The organism is Flavobacterium sp. FlaQc-28, assembly GCF_044007415.1.
Classification (GTDB): domain Bacteria; phylum Bacteroidota; class Bacteroidia; order Flavobacteriales; family Flavobacteriaceae; genus Flavobacterium.
In genome coordinates this window covers 860,885-877,984 of sequence record NZ_JBIPCM010000001.1, presented here as the reverse complement: position 1 = coordinate 877,984, position 17,100 = coordinate 860,885, and the positions used below count along the sequence as shown (strand labels likewise).

The 17,100-nt window shown below is 33.8% G+C and carries 17 protein-coding genes; 8 read left to right on the top strand and 9 right to left on the bottom strand.

Going from position 1 to position 17,100, the window contains the following annotated elements:
- The 4 genes from ACHRVL_RS03825 (at position 1) to ACHRVL_RS03810 (ending at position 4,541) form a co-directional block, all read left to right on the top strand.
- Positions 1-1,440, top strand: a complete 1,440-nt coding sequence (locus ACHRVL_RS03825) for a nucleoside recognition domain-containing protein (RefSeq protein ID WP_395410451.1) — start codon at positions 1-3, stop codon at positions 1,438-1,440.
- A gap of 27 nt (positions 1,441-1,467) precedes the next feature.
- On the top strand, positions 1,468-2,121 hold the full coding sequence (locus tag ACHRVL_RS03820) for a hypothetical protein (RefSeq protein WP_395410448.1): 654 nt from the start codon (positions 1,468-1,470) through the stop codon (positions 2,119-2,121).
- 15 nt (positions 2,122-2,136) lie between these two features.
- Complete coding sequence (locus tag ACHRVL_RS03815; RefSeq protein WP_395410446.1) at positions 2,137-2,865, top strand: hypothetical protein; 729 nt, start codon at positions 2,137-2,139, stop codon at positions 2,863-2,865.
- Between the two features lie 71 nt (positions 2,866-2,936).
- Complete coding sequence (locus tag ACHRVL_RS03810) at positions 2,937-4,541, top strand: fumarate hydratase (RefSeq protein ID WP_129022660.1); 1,605 nt, start codon at positions 2,937-2,939, stop codon at positions 4,539-4,541.
- A 163-nt stretch (positions 4,542-4,704) separates the two neighbouring features.
- Here the strand turns inward: ACHRVL_RS03810 and ACHRVL_RS03805 are convergent, their stop codons facing one another.
- Positions 4,705-5,205, bottom strand: coding sequence for a PAS domain-containing protein (locus tag ACHRVL_RS03805; protein WP_395410444.1), 501 nt, complete (start codon positions 5,203-5,205; stop codon positions 4,705-4,707).
- A 100-nt stretch (positions 5,206-5,305) separates the two neighbouring features.
- Complete coding sequence (gene dinB, locus ACHRVL_RS03800; RefSeq protein ID WP_395410442.1) at positions 5,306-6,388, bottom strand: DNA polymerase IV; 1,083 nt, start codon at positions 6,386-6,388, stop codon at positions 5,306-5,308.
- 140 nt (positions 6,389-6,528) lie between these two features.
- Between dinB and ACHRVL_RS03795 the strand changes: the two genes are divergently transcribed.
- The gene (locus ACHRVL_RS03795; protein ID WP_395410440.1) at positions 6,529-7,263 is read left to right on the top strand and encodes a metallophosphoesterase family protein; all 735 of its coding nucleotides are present in this window, start codon (positions 6,529-6,531) and stop codon (positions 7,261-7,263) included.
- A gap of 46 nt (positions 7,264-7,309) precedes the next feature.
- Positions 7,310-7,834: a DUF6646 family protein gene (locus ACHRVL_RS03790; protein ID WP_395410437.1), complete on the top strand. Its 525-nt coding sequence runs from the start codon at positions 7,310-7,312 to the stop codon at positions 7,832-7,834.
- Positions 7,835-8,527: 693 nt separating this feature from the next.
- On the opposite strand, the gene ACHRVL_RS03785 is transcribed toward ACHRVL_RS03790, so the two are convergent.
- From ACHRVL_RS03785 to ACHRVL_RS03765, 5 genes are all read right to left on the bottom strand, one after another.
- Positions 8,528-9,184 carry a 3-oxoacid CoA-transferase subunit B gene (locus ACHRVL_RS03785; protein ID WP_395410435.1) on the bottom strand — a complete coding sequence of 219 codons (657 nt, stop codon included), beginning with the start codon at positions 9,182-9,184 and terminating at the stop codon, positions 8,528-8,530.
- A gap of 78 nt (positions 9,185-9,262) precedes the next feature.
- Entirely contained in the window at positions 9,263-9,964 is a 702-nt protein-coding gene (locus ACHRVL_RS03780; protein WP_395410434.1) for a CoA transferase subunit A, read from the bottom strand.
- A 168-nt stretch (positions 9,965-10,132) separates the two neighbouring features.
- Positions 10,133-12,439: a penicillin-binding protein 1A gene (locus tag ACHRVL_RS03775; protein WP_395410431.1), complete on the bottom strand. Its 2,307-nt coding sequence runs from the start codon at positions 12,437-12,439 to the stop codon at positions 10,133-10,135.
- Between the two features lie 9 nt (positions 12,440-12,448).
- Positions 12,449-12,928: a gliding motility lipoprotein GldH gene (locus tag ACHRVL_RS03770; RefSeq protein WP_129022666.1), complete on the bottom strand. Its 480-nt coding sequence runs from the start codon at positions 12,926-12,928 to the stop codon at positions 12,449-12,451.
- Positions 12,912-14,276, bottom strand: coding sequence for a stage 0 sporulation family protein (locus ACHRVL_RS03765; RefSeq protein ID WP_395410429.1), 1,365 nt, complete (start codon positions 14,274-14,276; stop codon positions 12,912-12,914). The genes ACHRVL_RS03770 and ACHRVL_RS03765 overlap by 17 nt, the downstream gene beginning before the upstream one ends.
- A 354-nt stretch (positions 14,277-14,630) precedes the next feature.
- On the opposite strand from ACHRVL_RS03765, the gene ACHRVL_RS03760 reads away from it, so the two are divergent.
- Complete coding sequence (locus tag ACHRVL_RS03760; RefSeq protein ID WP_395410427.1) at positions 14,631-15,008, top strand: hypothetical protein; 378 nt, start codon at positions 14,631-14,633, stop codon at positions 15,006-15,008.
- Between the two features lie 19 nt (positions 15,009-15,027).
- Positions 15,028-15,387: a DUF3592 domain-containing protein gene (locus ACHRVL_RS03755; protein WP_395410425.1), complete on the top strand. Its 360-nt coding sequence runs from the start codon at positions 15,028-15,030 to the stop codon at positions 15,385-15,387.
- 164 nt (positions 15,388-15,551) lie between these two features.
- Here the strand turns inward: ACHRVL_RS03755 and ACHRVL_RS03750 are convergent, their stop codons facing one another.
- A complete protein-coding gene (locus tag ACHRVL_RS03750; RefSeq protein WP_395410422.1) occupies positions 15,552-15,782 on the bottom strand; it encodes a ferredoxin in 231 nt (76 codons plus the stop codon).
- Positions 15,782-17,023, bottom strand: a complete 1,242-nt coding sequence (locus tag ACHRVL_RS03745) for a peptidase U32 family protein (RefSeq protein WP_395410421.1) — start codon at positions 17,021-17,023, stop codon at positions 15,782-15,784. Before ACHRVL_RS03745 ends, ACHRVL_RS03750 begins: the two co-directional genes overlap by 1 nt.
- Positions 17,024-17,100: the final 77 nt, after the last annotated feature.

Below are 17,100 nucleotides of genomic sequence, written 5' to 3'. Positions count from 1 at the left end.
ATGGTATTAAGCAGATTCTGGTTAGTGATTTTTATTTCTTCGATTGTCTTTATTGTAGTCAGTTTATTTACTGCCAATACTTATACTATTGATTCTGTCTTGAACGGAAAGAAAGATGATCCGATTTTAGTTTCAGAAAAATACATTGAACAACTTCCTGCTTTTATCAAGGACAGTATTAAAAAAGCACCAGATCAAACGATGATTATCAATCGTGATACGCTTAATGCTGACACAACTTATGTTTATAAAAACAAAACGGTAAAAATTTTCAGCGGTCTTCAAAAATCGGATGGTTTACTTCCAACTTGTAAAACTACTTTACTTGATTTAATTCTGCCGCTTATGGCATATCTGGCCTTTTTCTGCGGATTAATGGAGCTTTTAATTGTTTCTGGAGCATCTGGAAGACTGGCTAAGGTATTAAGTCCGGTATTTGTAAAGGTATTTCCAAGTATTCCTAAAAATCATCCCTCAATATCTTATATGACTTTAAACTTTGCTGCTAATTTCTTAGGATTAGATTCGGCCGCAACTCCATTTGGACTTAAGGCTATGGAAAGTTTACAGGAAATAAACCCTGACAAAGACAAAGCGAGCGATGCTCAAATTATGTTTATGTGTCTTCATGCTTCTGGGTTAACATTAATTGCGACTTCTATTATTGGATATCGTGCAGCAGCTAATGCAACAAATCCAGCCGATGTTATGCTGCCTTGTATTATTACATCTTTCATTGGTACAATTGCAGCCTTTTTGATTGTTGGAATTAAACAAAAAATCAATTTTAAAAGCGCTTCTCTTCTTATCGTATTAATGGGATTAATTGCTGCTATTGTTGGCTTGCTGATGTATGTAAATCATTTAGATTTAATTGGAAAAAACTACTTTACTTCTAACCTTTCAGGCTTGATATTGATTGCAATTATTGCTTTTACTTTGATTTTCTCATTTATTCACGAGAAAAAATTTACGGATGCCAATACAACTGTTTTTGAAACATTTGTAGTTGGTGCAAACAATGGTGTAAAAACTGGTGTTACTATTTTTCCTTATGTACTGGGTATGTTAGTTGCTATTTCTTTATTTAGAAACAGTGGTTTATTTGAAATTATAAGTAATGGAATTGCCTTTGTATTCTCGAATATGGGCGTGAGTAAAGAAATCACAAATGCTCTGCCTGTAGCAATGCTTCGTCCATTTAGCTCAGCAGGATCTCGAGGATTTTTGATTGATTCGATGAATACTTTTGGAGCAGATTCATTGACGGCTAGATTAAGCAGTATTTTTCAATGCAGCGCCGAAAGTACTTTTTACGTAATTGCCGTTTACTTTGGGTCTGTAAATATCAAAAACACTCGCTATGCTTTGGGGACAATGCTTTTGGTTGATTTGATTTGTGTAATTACAGCGATTTTTGTAGCTACTTGGTTTTTTTAATTCTCCTTTAATCAAATTAATATAAGTATGTTTAAAAGATTCTTCAGCAAAAAAAAGGAAATTGAAACTATCGAAAAAAATAAGCCCGAAGAGGTTAAAACTACAGAAGAAATTAAAATTGAAGAGAATAAATTCGAACCCAATAAAATTGATTGGCTGATAAACGATTCTATACTGACTTTTATGCCACGTGAATTGTATATGCATTATTGGGATAATAATACTGAGAAAAATCTTCAAGATCCTTCTTGGCAAAATCAGGGTATCTTTTTTTGGGATAACAATGAACCTTTCGAAAAAAAATCTCTACCTGATTTTTTTGAGAATTTTGAAAAAAAACAATTTATCTTTAATACTGTTCCAGATTATATTTCGATGGTATCTGCAAAAGCAATTCCATGGTTTGGGATGCCTGGTGGAGGTGATAAACTTTCTCTACGATATGAAGATAATTCAATTACGCTTGAAGAAGCTCATAAACTGAACATTATAAATTATATTGAAATTATAGAATTAAATTATGAAAATCTAAGCGTTCTTAATGATCGCGACAATTATTATTTTCTAATTAATCCTAATGAAGTTAAATTCCAAAATCAACTTTTTTACCTCAACGCAGAAGTTATTTCGTTAGCTGAACTTTATCAAAAAAAGAAATTATTCGTTATAGCCCTAAAATAATATCGATCTAAAATAATGAAACCACAAGCTCTTTTATTTTTACTGCTTTTAATAAGCTGTCAAAAACCAAAACCTGAAACGCAACTTACAAGCACAACTGCAGAACCTAAGACAGAAACAACTGCTGCAAAAGAACATTTTTTAAAAACAGATACCATTTCAATTTCTGAAGGAGAAGAAAACTCAAAAACCAATTATATTTTAGCTCATCTATTAAATCAAACGGCAGATAAAGACAGCATTGTTACTTCAAAATACCGACTTGATTTCTATGTAAATAAAACTAAAATCACCAATTCAAAAATTTCAATTAAAGGCGTTGATAAAGGATCTGAATGGGGAGCAACATATGGATTAAATTCTACCGCTTCCAAAAATTCTCCTTTTGTTCAAATTACTTTTGGTTATCCTGCCTGCGGTTATAGCCAAAATAATTATTTGTTTTATTTAAAAAACAGCGATTTACAATTGGTTCATGAATGGGATTCTATGCTCGATGGCGGTTGGGGAAGCTGGGTTGAGTTTGACAATCCCAATGCAAAATCTAATCCTGAATCTTTTTATTGTAAAACCGTAACCTATTTTCCTGAAGACGATAATGAAGACATGGGAACTGTTTCTCATTCTGACTCTATTGCTTTTCGTTTAACTGGAAATCATTGGAAAAAACAATTAGTTTCTGCCAAAGACAAGGTTTATTTCGAGAAAAAAGTATCGTTTGACGAATTTCACAAACGAGAATAAACACTCAAAAACAAGTCTTATTCAAATTCTTTCTTAGGTAAATAATTTCTAACTTTGTAAAAAACAAAGCAATGATTGATTTTATATACCAAGATCCTTATCCTATTTTAAAGGATGATACGCAATACCGCAAAATCACTTCTGATTTTGTAAAAGTGGAGCAATTTGGAGAACGTGAAGTTCTTACCGTTGACCCAAAAGGTCTAGAATTATTGGCTGAAGAAGCTTTAACTGATGTTTCGTTTATGCTTAGAACGACTCATTTACAGAAATTAAGAAAAATCCTTGACGATCCTGAAGCGACAGATAATGATCGTTTTGTAGCTTACAATTTACTTCAAAATGCTTCAGTTGCTGCCGAAGGACAATTACCTAGCTGCCAAGATACCGGAACTGCTATTGTAATGGCAAAAAAAGGTGAAAGCATTTTTACCGGTGTTGATGATGCAGAATGGTTGAGTAAAGGGATTTTTAATACCTATCAAAAACGTAACTTACGTTATTCGCAGATCGTTCCAATTTCGATGTTTGAAGAAAAGAATTCAGGTTCAAATCTTCCAGCTCAAATTGATATTTATGCTAAAAAAGGAGCTTCTTACGAGTTCTTATTTATGGCAAAAGGCGGAGGTTCTGCAAATAAAACGTATCTATACCAACAAACTAAATCTTTATTAAACGATAAATCTTTAGATGCTTTTATCCGCACTAAGATTAAGGATTTAGGGACTTCGGCTTGTCCGCCATACCATTTAGCTTTGGTTATTGGAGGAACTTCTGCTGAAGCGAATTTAAGTGCAGTTAAAAAAGCTTCTGCCGGCTATTATGACCATTTACCAACTTCAGGAAACATGGCTGGTCAGGCGTTTCGTGATCACGAATGGGAAGAACGTGTACAGCAAATTTGTCAGGAAAGTGCAATTGGCGCTCAATTTGGAGGAAAATATTTTACACATGACGTTCGTGTAATTCGTTTACCTCGTCACGCTGCTTCTTGCCCGGTTGGATTAGGAGTTTCTTGTTCAGCCGATAGAAATATCAAAGGAAAAATTACGAAAGACGGAATTTTTGTTGAGCAATTAGAAGTGAACCCAAAACAATTTTTACCCGAAACAGCTCCGCATTTAGAAGCGCCGGTTGAAATTGACTTAAATCAGCCAATGGCAGATATGCTGGCAAAACTATCTCAATACCCTATTAAAACACGTTTAAAATTAAACGGAACTGTAATTGTAGCACGTGATATTGCACATGCTAAAATTAAAGAAATGCTTGAAGAGGGAAAACCAATGCCGGAATACTTTAAAAACCACCCTGTTTATTATGCGGGACCAGCAAAAACCCCAGAAGGAATGCCTTCAGGAAGTTTTGGTCCAACTACGGCTGGTCGTATGGACGTTTATGTTGATGAATTTCAAAAACATGGCGGAAGCATGATTATGCTTGCAAAAGGAAATCGTACTAAACAAGTTACTGATGCTTGTCATAAATACGGCGGATTCTATTTAGGTTCTATCGGCGGGCCGGCAGCTATTTTGGCTCAAGATAACATTCTAAAAGTTGAAGTTGTTGATTTTGAAGAATTAGGAATGGAAGCAGTTAGAAAAATCACCGTTAAAGATTTCCCGGCATTTATTATCACTGATGATAAAGGAAATGACTTCTTTGAAAATTTATAGTTTTTTTAGATGCTAAGGAACTAAGGTTCTGAGCCGCTAAGATTTTAAATAAAGAACCGCCAATTGGCGGTTTCTTTTTTACTATAACTTAAAAGTATGTACCTTTTTATGATTTTCCTTTGTGACTCTGAGCCTTTACAACTTTGGACTTTTGAACCTAAAACTAAGCACTTTTATCTTCTTTTTCAAAAGCTATAAAATGAGAAATTTTGCCTTTTAGATTATAAATAGGTATTGCATCAATGTTGCATTTGTAAACTTTTCCGTCTTTTTTATAGTTTTTAAGGGTTTTATTGAATGGAACTTGCTGTTGTATTGCTTCTCTTATTTCATTTAAAACCACTTTTGATGTAGCCGGCCCTTGAAACATTTTTGGTGTTTTTCCTAAAACTTCATCTTCTGTATATCCTGTCATTTTTTTAATTCCATTTGAAGCGAAAATGATTTTCAAATTCAAATCTGTAACCAAAACAACTTCCTTTGTAATACGTTCTTCGATATCAAAGTTTTCCTGATTCCAAACGAACTGATTGGAGATTTTATTCATTCTTTTTAAGTCTGCAAGAAATGCTTTGAGCTCTCTAAAATACTCACAATGAAAATCCCACGCCAAAATAGGAACTGAATTACGATCCGAAATCTCCTCAGATAAGTTTGTTTTCATGCTCAGATATTTAATTTTATCTAAATTTCAACTCAAATATAAGAAGAAAATTCATCACAAATAAAGAAACGAAAACAATTTTAATCAATTGTTAATCTTCTCAAAAAGAAAACTTTAACTGTACAACAACTGCTTTTTTCTCTTCTGTGTTTAAATTATTTAAAGAAATACCGAGCAGTCGAACCGAATCTTTCATTTTTTCCTGATATAGTAATTCTTCAACAATTTCGATAATCAAACTTTTATCAGAAATAAAATAAGGCATCGTTTTACTTCTTGTCTGCTGTGTAAAATCGCTGTATTTTATTTTAAGTGTAACTGTTTTTCCCGAAATATTATGTTTTTTTAACCGTCTTTCTAGTGAAGATGCAATTTTATCAAGCTGCTCCAACATAAAAATCTCCGACGATAAATTAACATCAAAAGTATGTTCTGCCGCCACTGACTTAGTAATACGATGTGCTTTTACTTCGCTGTTATGAATTCCTCTAACAACATTGTAATAAAAAGCCCCAGACTTGCCAAAATGCTTCTCCAGAAACTCCAGCGATTTGCTTTTTAAATCTGATCCTGTAAAAATGCCCAATTGGTACATTTTTTCTGTTGTGACCTTTCCCACACCATAAAACTTTCGAATCGGCAGTTGTTCTAAAAAATCCAAAATTTCATCTGGATTCACCGTTTTCTGTCCGTTTGGCTTGTTGACATCACTGGCAATTTTAGCAACAAATTTATTAACCGAAATTCCAGCCGAAGCAGTTAGACCAACTTCATTTAAAATCCTAAATCGGATTTCTTGTGCCAATAAACTTGCGCTGGGATTTCCTTTTTTATTTTGAGTAACATCCAGATAAGCTTCATCCAGTGAAAGTGGTTCAACTAAATCTGTATATTCATGAAAGATCTTATGAATTTTACTAGAGATTTCTCTATATCGATCAAATCTAGGGCGGACAAAGATAATTTCTGGACAGTATTTTTTAGCTAAAACTCCGCTTATTGCACTTCTAACTCCATACTTTCGAGCTTCATAACTTGCCGCAGAAACTACTCCTCTATTCTCTGAACCACCAACTGCAACAGGTTTTCCTCTCAGCATTGGATTGTCCATCTGCTCAACAGAAGCATAAAAAGCATCCATATCAATATGAATAATTTTTCGATATGTTGGCAAGTCTGACATGATGCAAATTTAAACAGGAAACCTATAACTAGAGAGCTTCTACTGTTATAAATAGTATCAATTTTTAAAGATTAACAACTAAATGATTCCAAACAAATCATTTTATTTATTTTTGTAGTTAATACCCGAAATTTTTAAAAATGCGAACATTTGTTATAGGCGACATACACGGAGGATTACTCGCACTTGAGCAAGTGATTAAAAAAGTTCAAGTTACTACAAAAGATACTCTTATATTTTTAGGTGATTATGTTGATGGCTGGAGTCAGTCAGCAGAAGTGATCGATTATTTGATCGACTTAAAAAGCAAACAAAACTGCATCTGCATTAGAGGAAATCACGATCAATTAGCTTTAGAATGGCTTGAAAACAGACATGATGACCTTGATGAAGAAATGTGGTATAAACATGGCGGAAGGGCAACCGTTGAAGGCTACGCTAAAGTATCTGAAGAAAAAAAGAAAACACATATTGCTTTTTTAGAAACACTTAAAGATTATTATTTAGATGATCAAAATCGTCTATTTGTACATGCCGGTTTTACTAATTTAAATGGTGTTGTTTGGGAATACTTTCCAAAACTGTTTTATTGGGATAGAACATTGTGGGAAACCGCGCTTTCGTTAGATCCAAACTTAAAACCAGATGATTTATACTATCCGAAACGTTTTACGGTTTATAAAGAAATCTATATTGGGCATACGCCTGTTACCAGAATTGGACAGACTGTACCTGTACAAAGGGCTTGTGTCTGGAATGTTGACACTGGCGCTGCTTTTAAAGGCCCGTTGACAATTATGGATATTGATACTAAAGAGTTCTGGCAGAGTGATCCATTGAACGAATTATATTCCGACGAAAAAGGTAGGAATTAGCGTCTAATAAATTAAATTTGCACTCAATAATTAATATTTAAGTTTTATGAAAAAGGTTATTACATTTTTGTTTTTAGTAACAGTTAGTTTTACTCAGGCGCAGCAGGCATTTAAAGGAAAAGGTGATATAAAAGTAAACGTTGGTGCTAATATACAAGATGGAGGTTCTGGAATTCAAGGGTCTGTAGATTTTGGTTTAGGAGAAAATTTCTCTTTTGGGTTTGTTGCTAATTATTTATTAGGTGTAGATAATTTTACTGGTTTTTACAATAACAATCCTTACAACGATTACAAACCAGATTTTGGTGACCGTTTTGATGCCAAAGCAAGAATTAATGCCAATTTAAGCAGTGTTATTGGTGTAGAGCAATTAGATGTTTATCCTGGTTTAAGTTTAGGATTACATAATTTTGGAGGTCACATTGGAGGACGTTATTTCTTTACAGATGGTTTTGGAGTTTTTACTGAAATTGGATTTCCAATTGCAAAATACGGAAGTAATAATGGTGTTTTTGATCACTTAAACAACCAAACAACTTTTAGCTTAGGAGCTTCTTTTAATTTAGATTAAGCTTTTAAGTTCCAAAGGCTCAAAGGCTCAAAGGGACAAAGTTTTTAAAAAGAAAAAAAACCGCCAGTAAGGCGGTTTTTGTGTTTTATATCTAAATTTCTGACACTAGTCTAAGTTTTCTTTTTAACATAAAAATAAAATCATTTAATGTAGTGGAGTAGTCTTCATTTGAATCCTCATCAATCAAAAATCCGGAAAGGTCTTTTTTTCGATGATAAATCAATAAGGAAGAGTAATTTACACCTATACTCGGAGCCCAATTTACAAATGACATCAGAAAGAAATAGAATAGCAAAACTCTAATAAAAACAAAGAACTTCCGAAAACCTTTACTTAAACCATTTTCATTATTTTCTCTAAAAGCTTTAATGGTAAAATAAAGCAGTTGAATTATAAAAATCGGTATAAGAATGTTCGACAGATATAATAAACTCCGAACATCTATCAAAAACATTAACAATGCTATAAAAAGCGTGCTTGCCGTATATATGATGAAGAAATAACTTCCCCATTTAATATCTATTTCAAACTTTTCCAAATTTGCGTGTTTTTTAAGTCAGAGCAAATGTAAATAAAAGATTACACTCTATTAATGCCCTCTCGGAAATAAAAAAAGAACCTTCATTCAAGAAAGTTCTCTTTATCTAAATCACTCTTTGCACCTTTGTGCCTCTGAGTCTTTGAGCCTAAAAATCAAATCGCCATTTCTGGAATTTCTCCTTCAATAATCAAATTGGCTTCAGTTGAAGCGATGATATGCTCAACAGAAACGCCTGGCGCTCGTTCTAAGAGCTTAAAACCTTTTTCTGTTACTTCGAGAACTGCAAGCTCGGTTACAACCTTTTTAACGCATCCTACGCCAGTTAATGGCAAAGTGCATTTTTTTAATATTTTTGATTCGCCTGCTTTATTTACATGCATCATAGCAACGATGATGTTTTCGGCAGAAGCCACTAAATCCATTGCACCTCCCATTCCTTTTACCATTTTACCTGGAATTTTCCAGTTGGCAATATCTCCATTTTCTGAAACTTCCATTGCGCCAAGAATGGTTAAATCTACTTTTTGACTGCGTATCATTCCGAAGCTAAAAGCCGAATCGAAAAAACTCGCACCCGGAAGCGTTGTTATAGTTTGTTTTCCTGCATTGATAATATCTGCATCTTCTTCGCCGGCAAAAGGAAAAGATCCCATACCAAGAACTCCGTTTTCGCTTTGAAATTCAACTGCAATATCTTCTCTGACATAATTTGCAACCAAGGTTGGAATCCCAATTCCTAGATTCACAAAATACCTGTCTTTTACTTCTTTCGCAATTCGTTTTGCGATATCTTCTTTACTAAGTCCCATATTTTAATGTATCGATTAGAGAATTTGATAATTAGATAATCCTAAATAATTATCTAATTGCCACATTATCTCAATTATCTAATTTCTAGTTCTAACAGTACGCTGCTCGATTCTTTTTTCAAATTTTTCTCCTTGAAAGATACGCTGTACCATAATTCCAGGAATATGAATTTGATTTGGGTCTAAAGTTCCAACTGGAACTAATTCTTCAACCTCAGCAATTGTAATTTTACCCGCACCCGCCATACAAGCATTGAAGTTTCTGGCAGTTCCTTTAAAAATCAAATTTCCAGCTTCGTCGCCTTTCCATGCTTTTACAATAGCAAAATCGGCTTTAAAAGCTTGCTCCATAATATGCATTTTACCATTAAATTCGCGTACTTCTTTTCCTTCGGCAACTTCGGTTCCGTAACCAGCAGGTGTAAAGAAAGCTGGAATTCCAGCTTGTGCCGCACGACAGCGTTCTGCTAAAGTTCCTTGAGGTGTCAATTCAACTTCCAGCTCTCCTGAAAGCATCTGGCGTTCGAACTCAGCATTTTCTCCCACATAAGATGAGATCATCTTTTTGATTTGTTTTTTTTGCAAAAGCAATCCTAAACCAAAATCATCAACACCGGCATTGTTCGAAATACAAGTTAAATCTGAAATTGTAGTTTCTACTAAAGCCGCAATGGTATTTTCAGGAATACCGCATAGACCAAAACCGCCAAACATAATTGTCATTCCAGTTTTTATTCCATCAATTGCTTCCTGAACATTATTTACTTTTTTTGTTATCATAACAAAGGGTCTTTATTATCGTATATTTTTGATAAAAATAAGATTTTTAGATTAATTTATATCGATTTCGTAAAAAATAAAATCAACCAATGCAAAAAAAATATCCTTTTGCGTTTTTCAAATCTGAAAGCCGCAAAAGGATATTTTATATTTTAAAAAGAGACTAAATTACAACTCGAATTCGTCTGTATTTTGTTCTGTTTGTGTTGTGTCTTTTACAACAGCAGGTCTGCTGTAACAATCTACTTTTATAGAAAGATTTGCTGGACGTTCAAATTCTGATTTAGAAATTTGAAGTCCTGGATCTGCATAACAAAGTTTCATGAAATAACCCCAAATTGGTAATGCTGCTGTAGCTCCTTGTCCGTAGGTTAAACTTTTAAAACGAGCCGAACGATCTTCGCAACCTACCCAAACTCCAGTTACTAAATTCGGAACCATTCCCATAAACCATCCATCTGACTGATTTTGTGTTGTTCCGGTTTTACCTGCAATTGGATTTTTGAACATATACGGATATCCTGTCCATCTATTATCACCACTTCCTCCGCCTTGCGTACGCAAACGAGCACCAGAACCAGTTTCTGTAACCCCTTCTAACAATTTGATTACGGCAAAAGCAATATCTTTATTTAAAACGTCATGAGATTCTGGAATTGGTTCGTAAATAACCTCACCGCTTTTATTTTCGATACGACTTAAAAATTGTGGTTTTACATATACTCCTTGATTGGCAAATGTACTGTAAGCAGCCACCATATCTTCAACTGTAATATCAACAGCTCCAAGAGCAATCGACGGTTGTGCAGGAATTTCGGTTTTGACACCTAATTTATGTGTTAATTCCACAACAGCTTCTGGACCAGTTCTGTCAATTAATTTTGCTGAAATCGTATTGATGGAATTTGCTAAACCTTGTTTTAAAGTAACCATTCCGCGGTATCTGTTGTCAGAGTTTCTTGGCTCCCAATCTGCTGTAACATTATGACGTCCTTTATGAATCATAAATGGTCCATCAAGAATTGAATCACAAGGAGACATATTTAATTGTTCAATAGCGGTTGCGTAAACAAATGGTTTAAAAGTAGAACCAACTTGTCTTGCTCCTTGCCCAACGTGATCGTATTGGAAATATTTATAATTAATTCCTCCAACCCACGCTTTAATATTTCCAGTTTGCGGCTCCATAGCCATCATACCAGATTGTAAAAAATGCTTGAAATAACGAATAGAATCTAATGGCGTCATTACAGTATCTCGTTCTCCTTTCCAAGTAAAGATGCGCATTTTTGTTTTTACTTTGAATGAAGCAATAATATCATCTTCGCTCTTATCCATGTCTTTCATCTGAGCCCAGCGAACAGAGTTTTTCATTGCCTGCATCATAATACGATCAGTCTCAGCTTGCGTAATGTTTACGAAAGGCGCATTTTTATTGGTTTTCATTTCAATAAAAAATTGCTGTTGCAGATTTTTCATGTGCTCAGAAACTGCTTCTTCCGCATGTGCCTGCATTCTTGAATCGATCGTAGTATATATTTTTAAACCATCTTTGTAAATATCATAATCTGACCCGTCTGGTTTCTTGTTTTCAGCAACCCATTTTTTCATATAATCACGAAGATATTCTCTAAAATAAGTAGCGGTTCCTTCACGGTGGCTTTCTAATTTGAATTTTAAAGCAATTGGCAAAGCTTGTAATCTTAACTTTTCAGCTTCAGTAATCATTTTTGCTTTTTCCATTTGAGAAAGCACTACGTTACGACGATTTTTTACTCCTTCTGGATTACGAACTGGGTTGTATAATCCTGAGTTTTTGAACATTCCGACTAAAATAGCCGATTCGTCCATAGTTAAATCTTTTGGATCTTTTGAGAAATAGGTTTGAGCAGCAGAACTAACTCCAACTGAATAATTTCCGAAATCATAAACGTTGCAATACATTGCCAAAATTTCGTTTTTGGTATATTGTCGTTCCAAACGAATGGCGATAATCCATTCTTTTATTTTTTGTACAATTCTAAAAGGGAGAAATTTAGAACCTTCTCCATGAAATAATTGTTTTGCAAGCTGTTGTGTTAATGTACTTGCTCCTCCATTTGTTCCTAAACTAAATACCGCTCTTAAAGTTCCTCGCCCGTCGATTCCCGAATGTTCATAAAAACGAGCATCTTCGGTTGCAACCAAAGCTTCAACCAAACTTTTTGGCAAATCTGAATATTTAAGTTGTGATCTATTGGTTTTAAAATACTTACCAATTACAACTCCATCAGAAGAAATAATCTCGGTTGCCAAATTAGAATCTGGATTTTCCAAATCTTCAAATGAAGGCATCGAGCCAAAAAGTCCCCAAGAAGCAAATAAAAAGAAAGCCAGAATACCTAATAAGGAATAGGCAAAAATTCTCCAGAACTTCTTTTTATAATAATTAATATCCTTAACGCTATTTGTTTGATTGTTTTTCTTAGCAGCCATAACTATTTTCTAATCTTTTTGTTCTATTCTAAAACCTACATCTGTAATACCATCTAAAGCTTCAACACCAGGTATTTTTCCTGATTCTCTTACGGCTTGTTTAATATGAACTTTGTAGGTTCCTTTAAACTTTACATCTTCTTTGTAAAAAAGTTTACTTTCTTTAATGTCGCTAAAACCGTTTCCTAAAAGAGTTCCGTCAGGATTTGCCATTTGATATTCTAAAGTATCTACTTTTGTAAAACCACTTGGTGTTTCTAAAGCTACAATTAAGAACAGATTATTAAACGGATAATTGTTGTTGTCTCTCAAATTTACAAACAAATTGTATTTTTTGGTAGAATCTAAAACTGGCAGATCAAAAGTTATAATACTGTCTTTGTGCCAAGCACTTCCAACAGATTTATACTCATCGAACACTCTTTTTTTATCGCACGAAAAAAGGAGTATCGCTGCCAAAAAAAGAATTCCGCTATTTTTTATTCTCATTTTTTGTAATAATTATAGGTTTTCTAGGTTCAGCCGTTTTATTTTCATTTGAATTTGGCTTATTCGAATTGTTTCCTTTATTTGGATTTTGCTGCTTATTCTGATTATTTGGCTTATTCGAATTATTTCCTTTATTTGGCTTATTCGAATTTCCTCCAGCAGGTTTGTTATTTGCTTGCTGTGCTTTTTCAGGAGCTGCAACAATCGCATTTTCAGCATTTGGCTTACGCTTGCGATTTGGTTTTTTCTTTCTTTTAGGCTGATCAAAACGAGTTAAACTTTCTTGACCCATTGCATTATTAAAGTCTTTTTCAGGTTCTGAAGTCACTTCGATTGCAAAATCTTCTAATGAAGAAACTTTGTTTTTTTGTTTATTTTCAGCTATAATTTCTTTTACCTGATCAATTTTTAAAACGTGCCAATTTGCAAAATTATTGGTATAAGCAAACCACATTAATCCTTTAAAAATATCTTGTTTTTGACAGATTGCATCTCCTTTTTCAGTCACTAATTTAGTGTCGTAATCTGGAAAATCTTTCAACGCGTCCATGTAAGTATCTAACTCATAGTTTAAACAGCATTTTAGTTTACCACATTGCCCCGCCAATTTCTGCGGATTCAATGAAAGCTGCTGATAACGTGCTGCCGATGTATTGACACTTCTAAAATCTGTTAACCAAGTTGAACAGCAAAGTTCTCTTCCGCAAGATCCAATTCCGCCCAAACGAGCAGCCTCTTGACGAAAACCAACTTGTTTCATCTCGACTCTTGTACTGAATTCTTTTGCAAAATCTTTAATCAAAAGTCTAAAATCGACTCTGTCATTTGCCGTGTAATAAAAAGTCGCTTTTGATCCGTCTCCTTGAAATTCAATATCTGAGATTTTCATCTCTAATTTATGCTGAATTGCCAATTCACGTGCACGAACTTTCATTGGTTCTTCACGATCACGCGCTACAGACCAAATATCAATATCTTTTTGAGATGCTTTTCTATAAATCTTAGGAACTTCGTTACTATCTGGATTTACTCCTTTTTTCTTCATTTGAATTTTTACCAATTCTCCTGTCAAAGTAACAATTCCTATATCATGTCCTGGTGATGCAACAGTTGCTACAATATCACCTATGCTTAACGTTAATTTTTCTGAATTTCTAAAAAACTCTTTACGTCCGTTCTTAAAACGAACCTCAACACAATCAAAAATCAACTCTCCATTAGACGGGCTCATGTTCGAAAGCCAATCAAAAACCGTCAATTTATTGCAGCTGTCGGTGCCGCAAGTCCCATTATTTTTACAACCCTTTGGTGCGCCGCCATCAGAGGTTGAACAACTTGTACATGCCATAATTATATATGTAGTGCTGCTAAAACGCAGCTTAAGTTCATAAACGTTTGATCGGTAAAGATAGTATTTTTTTTATTTTGCTTTTTATAGATTAATTCTAAAGGGTTGTTAAATAAAAAAGACATCTTTTTTTGTCTTATTCTGCTATTTATTTGTCTTGATGACCTTTTATCCTCTTTATTCACTTATATATTTTTGATTTCTAATAAAATAAACATATTCATTCAAACATTTTTTAAACTAAGAATGTTAAATAGTCGGATAAAATTAGTCTTAACACTCTTCATTTCACTAGTGTTATTTATTAAATGCACAAAACAGGACAATCCATCAAAACAGGGTGAGTTACTTACTTTGGAGCAAATTAAATCGCTTAAAGATGATCAACAATGGAATGGAAAATTAATTGAGATTGAAGGTTATCCTGCATTTTGCAGCATGTTTACGAATATAAGATTAGGTGAGAAAAATAAAATTGAAATTTGGACAAAACAAGATTGCAGAGGAGAAATACTTATTGAGGCAAATCTATCTTTTGGAGGAGATAAAGTAATGCTTTTTGATCAAAAGGAAAGAAATGTTGTCCTCGCCCAAAAAAACTTTTCTAATAAAACATTAAAATTCTGCACAGATGATTATCAGGAGCTGCCTAACGGCAAATTCAAATTTAGCGGAACATTAATTTACATAAATAATAGCTTCTATTTAGACAATGTAACTATTCATAAATAACCCTTTAAATTAAAAAATTATGCAAAGTAAAGCAGCAAAAATCATTTTTATTTTTCTTTTAGTATTAGTAGGTTCAGGTGCATTCTGGATGTACAAATTTGGACCAGAATCATTTACTCATAATGAAACCCGAAAAAAATACGAGACTTATGTTCAAACCGAGGGCACCATTTTAACCAAAGAACAAAGAGGCAGCGCTATTAAAAAGAATACCATTTGGACAGTTCAATTTAAAGACAAAGAGGACAAATTACAAACTGTAAAAATATTTGACAATACAACGACAGGAAAAGAGATTGGCGAAAAGATTACGGTATATTACAATCCATCTGATCCGTCTGAATGTATTGATGAAAAAGAATACACTGAGATAATGTAAATAAATTTCTCCAGGACAATCGTTTTGTTTATCAAATTTAAAAAGTATTCATACAATTACCAATCAAAACGTGATCTATAAAACATTAAAAAAGTCTAAATTAAAAAACCTGTCTATTTAACACAAAACAGGTTTTTTTTAAGCTTTTTTTAGGCTGAATATATCTATGTCTCTTTTACTGTAATAATCTTAACTGGACAAGCTTTGGCCGCTAATTCGCAGCTTTCAGCAATACTATGATTTGGAGATTTTAATGTAAAAAAGCCTTTTGCATTTACAGAATGAATCAAAACCGATTTTCCATCTTTTTTTGACATTTGAAAATGAACTGGATCCATTTCTACGCAATAATTGCAGCCAATGCATTTATCTCTTTGTAAAGTTACGATAACCATTACGCCTCAACAATTTTATATAATTTGTCAGACATTCTGATTCTAAATGGAAGTTTAAAAGTACAATCGTCTCCTTTTGTTGCTTTTTCTGCCGTTAAATCATTCACAAACATTTCGTCGATAATCATTTCCTGGGCTCCTGTACTTGGACCTGTCACTAAAATTTTATCACCGATTTTAATGTCATAAGCTTCAATCTTAAACTGCCCTACTTCTGCTTTTGGGAAATAATGTGTTCCTCTTCCAACATAAACCTTTTTTTGTGTTGCTGCAGATCCCGGAATATCGCTCCACTCACCTAATTCCTGTCCCAGATAATATCCTGACCAGAATCCACGATTGTAAACTGTTTCTAAAGCTTTCATCCAAACTGCGGTTTTTTCTTTCGAAAAAGTTCCATCATAATAAGCATCAATCGCTTCACGATACGTTTTGGTTACCGTTGCCACGTATTCTGGCGCACGGCCTCGTCCTTCAATTTTTAAAACTTTAATTCCAGAATCGATAACCTGATCTAAAAAATCAAGTGTACATAAATCTTTAGGCGACATCATGTATTCGTTATCCAATTCAATTTCAAAACCTGTTTCCTGATCGATTACGGTATATTTTTTTCGACAGTTTTGTTTACATGCACCACGATTCGCAGACGAATTATGCGAATGTAAACTCAAATAACATTTTCCTGAAACCGCCATACATAAAGCGCCGTGACCAAAAATTTCAATTTCGATTAAGTTTCCATTTGGACCTTTAATCTGTTCTTTTTCAATCTGATCTGTGATATTTTTTACTTGACGCAAACTCAATTCACGGCTTAAAACCATAGTATCGGCAAATAAGCTGTAGAATTTTATAGTTTCAATATTCGTTACATTCAGCTGTGTTGAAATATGAACTTCCATTCCAATTGATCTTGCCATAGCAATTACGGCTTGGTCAGAAGCAATTACTGCCGTAATGTTTGCTTCTTTGGCTTTGGTCAATAATGTTTTTACGACTGATAAATCGTGATCGTAAATAATGGTATTTAAAGTAAGATAGCTTCGAACGCTTTTGGCTTCGCATCGATTTGCAATTTCTTTTAAATCATCAATTGTAAAGTTCACCGTCGAACGTGCTCGCATATTCAGCTGTTCAACTCCAAAATATACGGAATCACAACCATTATCTAAAGCAGCTTGAAGTGACTCAAAGTTCCCTGCGGGAGCCATGAGTTCAATTTTGTTGGTAAGTGTCATTTTGATTTATTATTCAAATGACAAAAATAATGCGGGTATAGATTAGATTCCTATGATTTATATCATAGTCTATATTT

Excerpts from the sequence above, each read along its gene's own strand:
- ACHRVL_RS03820 (WP_395410448.1), top strand. The coding sequence starts at position 1,468 with ATGTTTAAAAGATTCTTCAGCAAAAAAAAGGAAATTGAAACTATCGAA.
- ACHRVL_RS03790 (WP_395410437.1), top strand. The coding sequence starts at position 7,310 with ATGAAAAAGGTTATTACATTTTTGTTTTTAGTAACAGTTAGTTTTACT.
- dinB (WP_395410442.1), bottom strand. The coding sequence starts at position 6,388 with ATGTCAGACTTGCCAACATATCGAAAAATTATTCATATTGATATGGAT.
- ACHRVL_RS03770 (WP_129022666.1), bottom strand. The coding sequence starts at position 12,928 with ATGAGAATAAAAAATAGCGGAATTCTTTTTTTGGCAGCGATACTCCTT.
- ACHRVL_RS03810 (WP_129022660.1), top strand. The coding sequence starts at position 2,937 with ATGATTGATTTTATATACCAAGATCCTTATCCTATTTTAAAGGATGAT.
- ACHRVL_RS03805 (WP_395410444.1), bottom strand. The coding sequence starts at position 5,205 with ATGAAAACAAACTTATCTGAGGAGATTTCGGATCGTAATTCAGTTCCT.
- ACHRVL_RS03815 (WP_395410446.1), top strand. The coding sequence starts at position 2,137 with ATGAAACCACAAGCTCTTTTATTTTTACTGCTTTTAATAAGCTGTCAA.
- ACHRVL_RS03755 (WP_395410425.1), top strand. The coding sequence starts at position 15,028 with ATGCAAAGTAAAGCAGCAAAAATCATTTTTATTTTTCTTTTAGTATTA.
- ACHRVL_RS03785 (WP_395410435.1), bottom strand. The coding sequence starts at position 9,184 with ATGGGACTTAGTAAAGAAGATATCGCAAAACGAATTGCGAAAGAAGTA.
- ACHRVL_RS03765 (WP_395410429.1), bottom strand. The coding sequence starts at position 14,276 with ATGGCATGTACAAGTTGTTCAACCTCTGATGGCGGCGCACCAAAGGGT.
- ACHRVL_RS03745 (WP_395410421.1), bottom strand. The coding sequence starts at position 17,023 with ATGACACTTACCAACAAAATTGAACTCATGGCTCCCGCAGGGAACTTT.
- ACHRVL_RS03780 (WP_395410434.1), bottom strand. The coding sequence starts at position 9,964 with ATGATAACAAAAAAAGTAAATAATGTTCAGGAAGCAATTGATGGAATA.
- ACHRVL_RS03795 (WP_395410440.1), top strand. The coding sequence starts at position 6,529 with ATGCGAACATTTGTTATAGGCGACATACACGGAGGATTACTCGCACTT.
- ACHRVL_RS03825 (WP_395410451.1), top strand. The coding sequence starts at position 1 with ATGGTATTAAGCAGATTCTGGTTAGTGATTTTTATTTCTTCGATTGTC.
- ACHRVL_RS03775 (WP_395410431.1), bottom strand. The coding sequence starts at position 12,439 with ATGGCTGCTAAGAAAAACAATCAAACAAATAGCGTTAAGGATATTAAT.
- ACHRVL_RS03750 (WP_395410422.1), bottom strand. The coding sequence starts at position 15,782 with ATGGTTATCGTAACTTTACAAAGAGATAAATGCATTGGCTGCAATTAT.